13 protein-coding genes are annotated in these 12,111 nt (G+C 68.7%); 7 read left to right on the top strand and 6 right to left on the bottom strand.

Translation table 11 applies throughout. The features are described 5' to 3' along the window. Window positions 1-46 precede the first annotated feature (46 nt). Together AB0I34_RS21295 and AB0I34_RS21290 are read right to left on the bottom strand one after the other, a co-directional pair. Window positions 47-640 (bottom strand): GNAT family N-acetyltransferase, encoded by a 594-nt coding sequence (locus AB0I34_RS21295; protein ID WP_360447417.1) that lies wholly within the window; start codon window positions 638-640, stop codon window positions 47-49. Window positions 641-659: 19 nt separating this feature from the next. Continuing rightward, window positions 660-2,210, bottom strand: coding sequence for a mucoidy inhibitor MuiA family protein (locus AB0I34_RS21290; RefSeq protein ID WP_360447415.1), 1,551 nt, complete (start codon window positions 2,208-2,210; stop codon window positions 660-662). A gap of 107 nt (window positions 2,211-2,317) precedes the next feature. On the opposite strand from AB0I34_RS21290, the gene AB0I34_RS21285 reads away from it, so the two are divergent. From AB0I34_RS21285 to AB0I34_RS21265, 5 genes are all read left to right on the top strand, one after another. Next, a complete protein-coding gene (locus tag AB0I34_RS21285) occupies window positions 2,318-2,845 on the top strand; it encodes a helix-turn-helix domain-containing protein (protein WP_360447413.1) in 528 nt (175 codons plus the stop codon). Continuing rightward, window positions 2,842-4,095: an MFS transporter gene (locus AB0I34_RS21280; RefSeq protein ID WP_360447411.1), complete on the top strand. Its 1,254-nt coding sequence runs from the start codon at window positions 2,842-2,844 to the stop codon at window positions 4,093-4,095. Before AB0I34_RS21285 ends, AB0I34_RS21280 begins: the two co-directional genes overlap by 4 nt. 29 nt (window positions 4,096-4,124) lie before the next feature. Next, window positions 4,125-4,424 (top strand): hypothetical protein, encoded by a 300-nt coding sequence (locus tag AB0I34_RS21275; RefSeq protein WP_360447409.1) that lies wholly within the window; start codon window positions 4,125-4,127, stop codon window positions 4,422-4,424. A 94-nt stretch (window positions 4,425-4,518) separates the two neighbouring features. Next, window positions 4,519-5,487, top strand: a complete 969-nt coding sequence (locus AB0I34_RS21270) for a ring-cleaving dioxygenase (protein ID WP_360447407.1) — start codon at window positions 4,519-4,521, stop codon at window positions 5,485-5,487. Beyond that, on the top strand, window positions 5,484-6,128 hold the full coding sequence (locus tag AB0I34_RS21265) for an alpha/beta hydrolase (protein WP_360447405.1): 645 nt from the start codon (window positions 5,484-5,486) through the stop codon (window positions 6,126-6,128). The genes AB0I34_RS21270 and AB0I34_RS21265 overlap by 4 nt, the downstream gene beginning before the upstream one ends. On the opposite strand, the gene AB0I34_RS21260 is transcribed toward AB0I34_RS21265, so the two are convergent. Genes AB0I34_RS21260 through AB0I34_RS21250 form a run of 3 tightly spaced genes read right to left on the bottom strand, consistent with a single transcriptional unit; the run spans window position 6,103 to window position 10,096 of the window. After that, window positions 6,103-6,777 (bottom strand): response regulator transcription factor, encoded by a 675-nt coding sequence (locus tag AB0I34_RS21260; protein ID WP_360447403.1) that lies wholly within the window; start codon window positions 6,775-6,777, stop codon window positions 6,103-6,105. The two genes, AB0I34_RS21265 and AB0I34_RS21260, sit on opposite strands and share 26 nt — an antisense overlap. Further along, on the bottom strand, window positions 6,774-8,810 hold the full coding sequence (locus tag AB0I34_RS21255; RefSeq protein ID WP_360447401.1) for a hypothetical protein: 2,037 nt from the start codon (window positions 8,808-8,810) through the stop codon (window positions 6,774-6,776). Before AB0I34_RS21255 ends, AB0I34_RS21260 begins: the two co-directional genes overlap by 4 nt. After that, window positions 8,807-10,096, bottom strand: a complete 1,290-nt coding sequence (locus AB0I34_RS21250) for a histidine kinase (RefSeq protein WP_360447399.1) — start codon at window positions 10,094-10,096, stop codon at window positions 8,807-8,809. The genes AB0I34_RS21255 and AB0I34_RS21250 overlap by 4 nt, the downstream gene beginning before the upstream one ends. A gap of 173 nt (window positions 10,097-10,269) precedes the next feature. On the opposite strand from AB0I34_RS21250, the gene AB0I34_RS21245 reads away from it, so the two are divergent. Next, window positions 10,270-11,124 carry a type II CAAX endopeptidase family protein gene (locus AB0I34_RS21245; protein WP_360447397.1) on the top strand — a complete coding sequence of 285 codons (855 nt, stop codon included), beginning with the start codon at window positions 10,270-10,272 and terminating at the stop codon, window positions 11,122-11,124. Further along, complete coding sequence (locus AB0I34_RS21240) at window positions 11,121-11,747, top strand: hypothetical protein (RefSeq protein WP_360447395.1); 627 nt, start codon at window positions 11,121-11,123, stop codon at window positions 11,745-11,747. The genes AB0I34_RS21245 and AB0I34_RS21240 overlap by 4 nt, the downstream gene beginning before the upstream one ends. On the opposite strand, the gene AB0I34_RS21235 is transcribed toward AB0I34_RS21240, so the two are convergent. Next, window positions 11,725-11,946 (bottom strand): hypothetical protein, encoded by a 222-nt coding sequence (locus tag AB0I34_RS21235; RefSeq protein ID WP_360447393.1) that lies wholly within the window; start codon window positions 11,944-11,946, stop codon window positions 11,725-11,727. The genes AB0I34_RS21240 and AB0I34_RS21235 overlap by 23 nt on opposite strands. Window positions 11,947-12,111: the final 165 nt, after the last annotated feature.

Raw genomic sequence — 12,111 nt, 5'->3', positions numbered from 1 at the left:
CTCCCGGTCATGACCTCCGTCACATCCGCACGGCGGGGTACTCCGATCAGGCTGGGGCGACTCTGCGAGTGACGACCCAGCGATGGGGGGAGATCGGTCGGGTGCGCGTGAATCCGTGGTTCTCGAACGCGGCCATCGGCCCGGTATGCAGGAAGGATCCCGACACCTTCCGGTCGTCGGTCTCTTCGGGGTAGCCCTCGACGGTGCCGCCGCCGAGGCGGGCGATCTCGGCCAGCGCCCCGCCGAGGGCCGCGTCGGCGACTCCGCGACCGCGTAGACCCTTGCCGGTGAAGAAGCAGGTGATGCGCCATTCCGGCAGGGTCGTCAGGCCCTTCTCGTACAGCCGTCGGCTCTTGACCTCCGGCAACTCGTCGGGGGAGCCGAACTGACACCAGCCGAGGCACTGGTCGTCGGCGAACACCAGCGCCGCGTGGGTGCGGCCCTCGCGAACGCGCTGCTCCTTCTCGTCGCGATTCTGCGCCGCGGTCCGATCCTTGCCCAGCTTGACGTGGAAGCCCACACACCAGCAGCCGCCCCAGACGCCGTTGTTCGCTTCGACCAGCCGCGCAAACGCCGGCCAGGTGTCCACGTCCAAAGGCCGAACCGACAGCTCAACGTCCGCCGCCTTCGACTTGCCCACGAATTCTCCTTTCCACTGACTATTCGCGCCAGCCGGTGAGGTCTACTGACTTGCCGGTGTCGACCCGGAAGCCGAGCTTGATCCTGGTCTCCTGGCCGGCGGCCAGGTCGAGCTTCCAGGTGATGACGCCGAGGTCTGTGGTCTCGGCCGGCTCTGGTTCGGTGGTGGTCGGTTTGACGGTGATCTCGTGGTCGCGCGCTACCGGCAACTGGTCGAGCACCGTGACCCGGGCGGCGCGTGGCGTGTGGTTCTCGATCCGGGTTTCGTACTCGACCTCGCGCCGGCGCGTCGATCCCAGCGTCGCCTTGGTCGCAGTACGGCGTACCAGCTTCCGCTCGACGCGGATCCGGTCGTCCAGGCCGAGTGCGAGCTCGACATCCTCGCCGGGGGCCCACATCGGCAGCGCGGCCGAGCCCACGAAGTCCGCCTCGTGGAGGACGGCGGCCTTCCCGGCAGGCAACGTGTGCGTGGACGAGTTCACGACCGTGGCCCGCAGATGGACGTCGGCGGACCGGACGGGCGTCGTGATGTAGTCCAGCTCGGCCTCGAGGCCGATCGAGGCGATGGTCGCGCGGTGGGAGGCGCCGTCCGCGGGTACGGCGACCGGCCGGGGCGGGGTGTACGTCGCGGCAGTGACGCCCTGCTCGACGGCCGCCTGCTGCTCGACGAAGGCAGGCGCCTCGGCTGACTGGAGCTGTCCGGTGAACGAGGCCCGAGTGGGCACGCGACCCGCTGCGAGGGCGGTCGGTACCGGCGGGTGGAAGCGATCGAGGTACCAGGGATCGAGCTCAGGCACCTTCACGGCACTCGCCGGCCGGGCTGTCGACAGCGTGAGGTCGCACTCGGGCCAGTCCTCGCCGGTCTGCTGGGTGATCAGGCCGTACCAGCTCAGCGTGATCTGATCGCCCACGAGCCGGATGTCGTACGAGCTGGTCCAGCCGGCGAGCGGCACGACGTACGACAGCTCGATCTCCACCTCGGCCTCGGCGTCCAGGGCCAGTGTGACGGCAGCGGAACGGCGGTCGGGAGTGCGTTGCTGTGCGACTGCGTCAAGCCGTCGGTCGGCGGCGGCGACGCGTTCCTCGGCTTCGCGGCGCTGCGTGGCGAGTTCCCTGCGCGTCGTCCGTACGGCGGTCAACCGGGCGGCGAGCGACTCGGTGAACCCGCCCACCTCGGCGACTGTCCCGCCGGAAGCGAGCGTCTTCGCGAAGCTGCCGCCGGCCCGACGCGCCAGCTGTGCCAGGAACGTGTCGAGCTGGGCCTGGACGTCATCGGCGTCGCTCAGCTCCGAAACCTCGCTCTGAGCCTCGCGGCGCTGTCGCTCCAGCTCGGCCACAGCCTCGTCCGGCGCCTGCGGATGGTGGCGCATCGCCAGATCGACGCCGAGCACGGTGGCCGCTCCGCGGCCGGAAACCCTCACCGAGTCCTCCTGCAACTTGAGCGGCAGCGGCTCGACGTACACCGTCTGATCGCCCGCCGGCACAGTGATCTTGCCGCGCCGAGTGACCCGCGCCCGGTCCGGATAGACGGTGACGGCAGTGATCGGAGCATGCACCACGAGATCCACCATGACCCGACAGTAGCTGCCCGCGGCGACAGTGAAGACTGCCCAATAAGTGTTTGACGGTTGGGTGGGTCCTGGGGCATTGTGCTCCCCAAGGGTTGTTGGGGAGTGAGATGACTGAGGACGATGTCAAGGAGCTGCGGGCGGTGGCTCATCCGGTCCGGCTGCGGATTCTGTCGTTGCTGACCGGTACGGCGATGAGTGCTGCCGAGGTGGCCCGCGAGCTTGACCTGACGCATGCGAACGCGTCGTACCATCTGCGGATCCTGCTCGACTCGGGCACGATCGTGGAGGCCGGGGAGGAGCGGATCCGCGGTGGGGTCGCGAAGCGGTACCGCTATCCCCACGAGGACCCAGGAGAGCCTCGGTCTCCGATCACCACCGAGAGCCGGATCGCCCAGGTGCGCGCGCTGGGTCGCGAGTTGGAGCGACGGATGAGCCAGCGCAAGCCGAAGTCGCCGAACCATCTCAGCGACCTCGACGGATGGGTGCCGCCTGAGGTCTGGGCGCGGGTGCGCGAACTGCTGATGGAGGCGTCCGGATTGATGCACGACCACAACCAGCCGCCGCGGACACCGGGCACGGTGCATGTCAGCGCCACGTCCTGGACGTTCCAGATGACCAGGAAGCCGCGGTCATGAAGGAAGGCTCGGCACTCGCACCGCTGCGCGAGCGGAACTTCCGGTATTACTGGCTGTCCCGGCTCATCGACAGAGCCGGTACGACGATGGCCGGCGTCGCGCTCGCGTTCGCGGTGCTCGAGGTCAGCGATTCGCCGACGGCTCTCGGCACGGTCCTGGCCGCCTACAGCATCCCGATGGTCGTCTTCCTGCTGGCCGGCGGCGTACTGGCGGACCGGTTCGGCCGGACCTTGGTGATTCAGCTGAGCAACGTCCTGTCCGGCCTCAGCCAGTTGGCAACGGCCGCGTTGGTGATCACCGGTACCGCCGAGGTCTGGCAGTTGGCGGCGCTCGCCGCGCTCAACGGCACCGCCACGGCTGCGGGGATGCCGGCCCTGGCAGGCGTGATGCCTCAGCTCGTCCCGCGCGATCAACTCAAGCCGGCGAACCTCGTACTCGCGGTGCCCGAGAACGCCCTGATGGTGCTCGGCCCAGCCGTGAGTGGTGTGCTCGTGGCCGTCGTCGGACCGGGATGGGCGCTGGCCGTGGACGGCGCGACGTACCTGCTCGCGATGCTTGTCCTCACGCAGGTTCGCATCCCTCGCCCGGCCGACGGGCAGCAGCGCGGGGGCGCCGTCGCCGATCTGCGCGAGGGGTGGACGTACTTCCGCAGTACCACCTGGCTCTGGGTCGTCGTCGCCTCGTTCTCGTTGCTCAACGCCATCAGCAGCGGCGGGTTCAACACCCTCGGCCCGGTGCTCGCCACCCAGACCGATATCGGCGAGGCCGGCTGGGGCCTGATCCGGTCGGCGCAGGCGGTCGGCTTCCTGGTGTGCTCGCTGGTCCTGATCCGCATCTCCTTCCGCAGGCCGCTGCTGTGGGGGATGGCCGCGGTGGCTCTGAACGGGATCCCGATGCTGGTCCTCGGCCTGCAGCCCGTGCTGGTGGCCGCGATGATCGGCGCCTTCCTGGCCGGCCTCGGCAGCCAGGTCTTCGGTCTGGGCTGGGACCTCGCCATGCAGGAGCACGTGCCGGACGAGATGCTCTCGCGTGCCTACTCCTACGACATGCTCGGCTCGTTCGTGGCGATCCCGGTCGGCCAGTTGCTGTTCGGTCCGATCGGGCTGGCCTTCGGCGTCCAGCGCGTCATGGTGATCGCCGGCGTGGCGTACGTCGTGGTCGCCCTGGTGACACTGGTGTCACGGTCGGTGCGCGACCTGCCTCGAGCGACGACGGCGGTGAGTGCAACGTCACGTCCGCAAGATAGTTAGTGCACTAACCATTCGCGTACACTTGAGCCATGGCGACCAGGCGCACCAGGAGCCGCAGAGCTCCAATGAACATCGAGACGGTCCAGCGATGGGTCGCCTCGGCCATCCTCTTCCACGTCGGTAGCGTTCCCGCCGTCACGCTCGCCGTCTACAGCATCGGCGTGGCGGACACCGACTACGGCAAGGGCGTCGGCTTGTGGATCATGTCCGGCGTCATCGGCCTCCTCACCGCCGCCGGCATCCTGGCGATCTTCCGGCGCTCGCTGCTGTCGCTGTGGCTCATCGTCGGCCTCCTCCCGACTGCCGTCACCGGCTTCTACGTGCTCTGAACCGTCGCCCCGTAGTGGTGAGCGACATCCAGTCGTAGTGTCGAGGAGGGGCGGCCGACGTCGTCCCGGGTCTGCGGACTGGGAGGGCACAGCAATGGTTGACTCGGTCGCACCGCACGGGCTGCATCACGTCACTGCGATCGCGGAGGATCCGCAGCGCAACGTCGACTTCTACACGACGGTGCTGGGCCTGCGCCTGGTCAAGCGGACCGTTAACTTCGACGCCCCGGACACCTATCACCTGTACTACGGCGACTCCTCGGGCCGGCCGTCGACACTCCTGACGTTCTTCCCGTGGCCGGGAGCGCCGTTCGGCAGGCAGGGCACCGGTCTCACCACGGCGACCGCGTTCAGCGTGCCGCCGGAGTCGCTCGGCTGGTGGCAGCAGAGGCTGCAAAGCCTCGGCGTCGACGCGGACGCGCCGGTCACCCGCTCCGACGAGGAGGTACTGCGGCTCCGCGATCCCGACGGCCTCGTGATCGAGTTGGTCGCCTCCGACGGCGACACCCGGTCCGGCTGGGACGGCGTCGCCGCCATCCCGTTCGACAACGCCGTTCGCGGCCTCTTCTCGGTCACCATGACGGAGCAGTTGCTCGACCCGACCGCCGAGATGCTCGCGGGCATGCTGGGGATGCGGCACGGTCAGGACTCCGCCGACGGCGCCCGGTTCGTGATGTCCGGGGGAGCCGCGGGTACGGCGGTCGACGTACAGCCGAGCACGTCGTCGCGCGGTGTGCAGGCGGCCGGAACGGTTCACCACATCGCGTTCCGGGCGCCTGATGGCGAGACGCAGGCGAAGTGGCGCCTCGAGCTGATCGAGGCCGGCGTACAGGTCACCGAGATCCTCGACCGGCAGTACTTCACCTCGATCTACTTTCGTGAACCGGGCGGCGTCCTGCTGGAGATCGCGACCGACCAGCCGGGCTTCACCGTCGACGAACCGCTGCTGGAACTCGGTCAGCATCTGAAGCTCCCGCCCTGGCTCGAACCGAACCGCGAGCAGATCCAGGCCTCGTTGCCAGCACTGCGCGTACCGCCGGCCCCGGGCGAGGTCGACCGATGAGCGAGGACCTGCTCCAGCGCCCGCACGTCTGGCAACCGGGTACGTCCGCGCCGCCGCTGCTGTTGCTGCACGGCACCGGCGGAGACGAGTACGACCTGCTCGTACTGCGGCAGTACCTGGCGCCCGACGCACCCGTGCTGTCGCCGCGGGGAACGGTGTCGGAGGAGGGGATGGCTCGGTTCTTCCGCAGACACCGGGAGGGCGTCTTCGACGAGGACGATCTGCGACTGCGCGCCGACGAGTTGGCTGCTTTCCTCACGGCTGCCGAGCAGAAGTACGACGTACGTGCCGGGTCCTGGGTCGCGGTCGGCTTCTCCAACGGGGCCAACATGGCATCCGCGCTCCTCTTACGTCACCCCGAGTCCCTCGCGGGCGCCGTACTGCTGGCCGCGATGGTCCCGTTCGCCGCCGATGAGCCCGCGGACGACGCCCTTGCAGGCAAACGAGTCCTCATCGTCAACGGCGACACCGACCCCATGGCCACCGCCGAGCAGACCACCCGACTCACCGCCCAGCTCCGCCGCCGAGCCGCCGACGTGGACCTCCTGCCCTTCGCCGGCGGCCACACCATCGACCCGGCCCAACTGCCCCGCATCAAACAGTTCGTCGACACCTTCACCCCGAGGCCCGACTCGCCTTGAGGAAGGCGAGCACCGCCAGAACGCGGCGGTTCGTCTCGCTTTCCTCGGCCAGCCCGAGCTTCTGGAAGACCGATCCGATGTGCTTGCCGACCGCACGGTCGCTCAGGTACAGCACGTTGGCGATGGCGGCGTTGCTGCGTCCCGTCGCCATCTGCTGCAGCACCGAACGCTCCCGATCGGTCAGGCCGAGCAGGGGCGTACCCGCATCGGTCAGCTTGCGGGAGATCAGCTCCTCGATCACCAGGGGATCGAGAGCCGAGCCGCCTCGGGCGACCTCCAGGAGCGCACGAACCAACTCGTCGACCTGAGCGACCCGCTCCTTGAGCAGATAGCCGAGTCCGGCCACACCGTCCTCCAGCAACTCCAGGGCGTACTCGTCCTCGATGTACTGCGACAGCACGACGACACCGATCTCCGGGAAGTCCGCGCGGATCCGCTTCGCGGCGTGGATCCCTTCGACAGTGTGGGTCGGTGGCATCCTGATGTCGGTCAGTACGGCGTCGGGCCGATGCTCGGCGACCGCCTGCAGCAGCGAGTCGCCGTCGATGGCCAGACCGACCAGGTCGATGTCGTCCGCACCGGCGAGCAGCGCGGACACACCTTCTCGCATGAGGTAGTTGTCATCGGCGAAGACGACCCGCAAGGTCATGTCGGCTGCTCTCTGCCCACAACGGGGATGCTCGCTCGCAGGATGACCGCGGACCCTGAGGAATCGACGACCGCGGTTCCACCGCAGGCCAGCACCCGGTCGACCTCGGGCTGATCCCACTGAGAGGCGCTCCCGTCGGTGGCGGTGATGGTGAGCGTGAGCTCGTGTCGCTCCAGCCGTAACTCGAGCAGCGCCGAGCCCCCGAGCCCTCGAAGCGTTTCCACAGCACAGAAGTACGCCGCCGCCTCGATGTGAGAGGCGAATCGCGCTCGCTCGGCAGTTGGCGAGATGCTCACGAGGACCCGCCCGCCGGCGTGCGCGGCGTACAGGCTCAGGGCTGCAGCCAGCCCTCTCCTGGTCAGTGTCGCCGGATAGACGCCGCGGGCAACGTCTCGCAGCGCCGCCAGCGCCCGACTCGTCGCCTTCGTTGCCTCGTCCAACGAACTGCCGACTGCGGCCGGGTCGGCCTCCGCTCTCGCCAGCTGACTACGGATGCGTTCGAGATGGGGGAGGACCTCGACGGTGACCGCTCGGGTCAGCCGTTGACGTTGGGATTCCTGTGCAGCCAGCAGCCGCCGCCAGGATGCGTCGAGCTCCTCAGCCTGTACGCCGGTCTGATCCACCCGGGCCTGTAACCGGGCCGCGAGTTGAGCGTTGCGCAGTCCCAGGCCCGCTTGGGTGGCGAGGTCGGTCAGCAGCGTGCGATCTGCCCTCGACAGTTGCCGACCGGCCGGCATACTCACACTGATCTCGCCGAGTTGCCGTGCGTTGTGCCAGACCGGCTCCGAATACGCGATCCGCGACAGGCCTGCGGGGCCGGGCCACTGCGCGACGATGTCGTCGGTCCCGGCCACAGCCAGGCGTACCGCGGTGTGCTCGGCGCCGACGCTGCGTCCGGCCACCTCGGCCACGCCCGGCATGATCTGATCCAGTGACACCGCGCGGGACAGGTGGCGGCAGAGATCGGCCAGAGCCTGGTACGGCGCGGCGCGACGTCCGTACGCCACGCGGTTGCCGACGCGCTGCATCCCGCTGCGTAGAGGCTGGAAGGCCAACGCCACCAGGGCGGTTGCGATCACCGATACCAGGTACCGTTCAGAGACCTGGCCACCGATCACCGCGCCGAGCAACGCGACGGCCGAGACATACGCGGCGGTCACGAAGATCAGGGCCACGGCCGCGACCACCGCACGGTTGATGACCAGATCGATGTCGTACAGCCGGTACTTCAGGATCGCGAGGCCCGCGGCGACCGGCACGCTGGCATAGGCGACGAAGAGCGGTACGACGCTCCACACCTGCGCGTCGTCGGGGCCAAGGCTGATGACCTGGGCGAGGACGAAACCGGCCACGAGCGCGAACGCCGCGGTGGTGAGCCATCGCAACTGCTGCCGCTGTTCACCACGGGCGCGGCGCAACCGCAGTACGAGCGCGACGACGGCGAGGAGGAGCAACGCGACGTTCACGATCGCGGCCACGGCGCCGATGGCTGTCACGAGCGGGTTCAGTTCGACGGACGAGGTGATGGTGTCGATCGGGACCAGCAGGACCGTGCTGAGGATCGCCACCACCTGCGGGACCGGAAGCGCCCACAACACAGCTCGCCAAGCCTTGCTGGGAAGGGATCCGTCGGGGAACAGCAGGAAGACGGCTGCCAGCACCGACAGCGCCCAGCTGGCACCGAGCGCGGAGGACAGCACGGTGGCGACCTGGCCCGTGAACTGCGGTCCGAGCTCGCCGTCCTCCAGGACGCGGAAGGCATAGGCCTGACAGACGAGTCCGATACCGGTGCCGAGCTGCCCGACGAGGAACAGCCAGCCGATCGGGTTGCGGGGGAGTCGCGTGGCGATCAAGGCGCCGACGAACGCACCCAGCACGCAGCCGATGGTGATGATCGGGAACGCGTTGAGGCCTGCGTCCGCGTGGATCAGCCCACTGGATCCGGACAGGACCAGGACGCCGTGGGCGACCGCGAGCGCCGCGGTCGTGGCGAACATCGACCAGGCGAGACGAGTGGTTGCCGAAGGCATCATGGCGCTCGGATCACAACAGAGAGGGGAACCTCGGCGCGTACCGTCGTACCTGCGCGCGGGACCGAGCTGATGGTGAAGACTCCGCCGACCGCACGGATGCGTTCGGCCATATGGGTCAGGCCGCCGTCGTTGTCCGGCGCCGTCGTGAAGCCCTTCCCGTCGTCGCGAATGCAGGCGCTGACGGCACGGTTGTCGCCGTACAGCTCGATCACCACTCCGTGGGCGGCGGCGTGTTTGGCCGCGTTCTGGAGTGCCTCCAGGCAGCAGTAGTACAGAGCGTGTTCCACCTCGGTCGGGTACCGCCCGAGCCCTGCGCTCACGAGCTCGACCGGGACGGGACTGGTCTCGACGGCCGCGCGGAGAGCCGCCGTCAACCCGGTCTCCGCGAGCAGCCGGGGCCGCCCGCCGATGACATCGAGCAGATCTGTCACCGCCTGCTCGACCGAGACGTCCAAGGTGTGGAGGTGCTCGCGTGCCTGGTCAGGACGCAGTCCGACGAGGGTGCGGGCCAGGCCGAGGTTGACCGCGAGCGACACCAGTTGTTGCTGCGCGCCGTCGTGCAGGTCCCGCTCGAGCCGCCGGCGTTCGACATCCTCCGATTCGGCCACCCGACGTCTGGATTCGCGCAGCAGGTCCGCGCGGGCCGAGACCTCGCGCAGCCGGTCCTGCAGTGCGGCGGTCAACCCGAGGTTGCGAACAACCAAACCTGCTTGCGCCGTCAGGCTGTCGAGCAACTCGATGTCCACCGGTGTCAGCGGTTCATCGGCGCGTTCCTCGACGACCAGCAGACCGAGCAGGTCGCCGCTGTGCCGCACGGCTCGCAGATGCCGACCAGGCACAGGGTCCGTGAGATCCGGCGGCACTGCGGGCATGTCGTTGTCGGCGGGATGGGCCGCGGCGAGCTGGATCCGGCCGCCTGCCAGCAGCCAGATCTCCACGGTCGAGGCGTTCAGCGCCGTACCGAGAACCTGCGCCATGCGTGCCGGAGTCTGACTGTCCGCCGTGAAGTGGGCGAGCACGTCGTACGGCGCTGAGCGATGGGTCAGCTCGTTCGCCCAACCGCGCAGGGTGCGGCGCACGGGCTCGAATCCCACACCGACGATGATCGTGGCCAGCACCGACAACGCGGGGCTGGGCGAGTGTGAGCTGCCGACGAACCTCCCCACGAGAACCACGACCACGAGGTAGACCCCGCCGACGAACACCATCAGCCCCGCCAGTACCAGCAGGTCCCCCCACAAGTGCCGTCGGGCCGGCCGCCGACCAGGCGGCCACCACCCGCTCACTTCCTCAGTCTGCGGGTGGTGCTGTGCTGAGGGAAGGGGTGGCTGGCCTCACCTCCTGGGGAGGGCTAGGTCCCGGAATCGGTGCCGATACCCTCCGGGGCTGTGCAAGCAGCACTCTGGGCCACGGATGCGTCGAGCGGTGTCCTGGGAGAAGCCTCACCTTAGGAGCCCTGATGTCGACCACGACCCGGCGCGAACCGCTGTCCAACTCCTCGACCCTGCTACGACGCCACCCGGTGGGGCTGTTCCTGGCGCTCACCTATGCCCTGTCCTGGGCCTTCTGGGCACCACTGGTCATCCTCCAGGACAGCATGCCCAAGGGACTGGGGGCCATCCTGATCATCTTGGGAACCGTGGTGCCTTCGACGTTGGCTGTGGTGTTCGTGGCCAAGCTGCACGGCAGGCCTGGTGTGCGGAGGTTGTTCGGCCGCTTGCTCAAGGGACGCGTCGGAGTTCGCTGGTACGTCGCTGTGATCGGCTTGTCGCTGCTTGCACCCATCGCGCTCGGCCTGACCATCCTGCTGGGCGGTAGCCGCCCAGCGCTCGACACCACCGTCGTCGCAGTACTCATCGGCTTCGTGTTCTCGATCTTTCCCGGGAGCGCGGTCGGCGAGGAACTCGGCTGGCGTGGCTTCGTCCTGCCCAGGCTCCAGAGCCGCCAGAGCGCCCTGCGTGCGAGCCTCCTGATCGGCGTGGTGTGGGGGCCCTGGCACCTCCCGCTGTGGCTGACCGGGCAGGAGTCTCATCCGATCAGCCTGTTCGCCGCCTTCGTCGTGTCCGTGATCTGCATGTCCGTGCTGTGCACGTGGATGTACAACGGCACCGGTGGAAGCCTGCTGATCGTCGTACTGTTCCACGCCACGGCCAACCTGCCGGTGACGATCATGATCGCGCCGCTCGGCAAGGACATGGTGCCGTCGTTCCTGACCTTCGTCGGCCTGATGGTCGTCGCGGCCACGGTCGTCGTCATCGCGACGGGTGCCGCGCAGCTGTCCCGTACGCGCCAGAAGCAGGTCGACCAGCCATGACCGGACTCGGCCGGCGATGGTTCATGGTTGGCACGCCGGTGGTCTTCGCCGGCGTGTCGGTCTTCCACCCGATGGGCCACCCGGCGGAGCTGGGCGGTGGTGGCGTGTCCCGATGGATCGCAGTACACCTGCTGCAACTGGTGCTCAGCGTCCTGCTCGCCATCAGCGTCTGGCTTCTGCTCGACGGCCTTCAGAGCCGGGCGGCCACTGCCGCCCGGCTTGCGGTGCCGGTCTGGCTGGCCTTCTTCTCCGCCTTCGACGGCGTCTCCGGACTGGCGACGGGCTGGATGGCGCACGCCGCGCATGGGCACGTCGGCGACGAGCAGGCGGCCTCGGTGCGCGCGATCAGGGAACTGTTCGAGCAGAACTGGCTCACCGGCAACCTGTCCGTCGCGGGATCCGTTGCGGGTCTCAGCTGGCTGGTCATCGCCCTTGCTTCCGCGATGGCACTGAACCGGGCCGGCGCCGACCGGATCACCGTGGTACTGATGGGAGCGTCGCTGCTGTTCACCAACCATCCGCCCCCGACGGGAACCGTCGGTCTCCTCGCCCTCGCCGCAGCTACCTATCGTTGGACGCGCCAACGGCAGGAGGCTGAGGTCAGGCGGCACTCTGTTCGCTGACTCGTGGTGGCGGTTGGGTTCGCTGGACGGATGCCTTGAGGTCGGCCAGTTGGACGCAGGCGGCGGCGATGGCGTCCTGGAGGGTGGGCCATTGGTCGACGCACCAGTAGGGGTCGTCGGGCTGGCGGTCGTGGTCGTCGTCGATGTCGGCGCACCAACCGCCGGTGAAGGCCTGGTGGATGTGGATTCTGAGGTTCATGGTGGTGACTCCATGCGGGCTTCATCGGGATTCCGCCATCGTTCGTAGCGATCCGGGCGCCGGATAGTCCTGTCGTTGGGGGGCGGCCGGCGTCCGCCGTACGGCGAGCGCGGCCTGCCGATGATGCATCTCCCGTTCCACGCCTCTGGTTGGCGGGTCCACCTC

This window comes from Kribbella sp. NPDC050281, assembly GCF_040655855.1.
Lineage (GTDB): Bacteria > Actinomycetota > Actinomycetes > Propionibacteriales > Kribbellaceae > Kribbella.
Note: the sequence above shows the minus strand (reverse complement) of the source record. Positions and strands in the feature narration are given on the sequence as shown.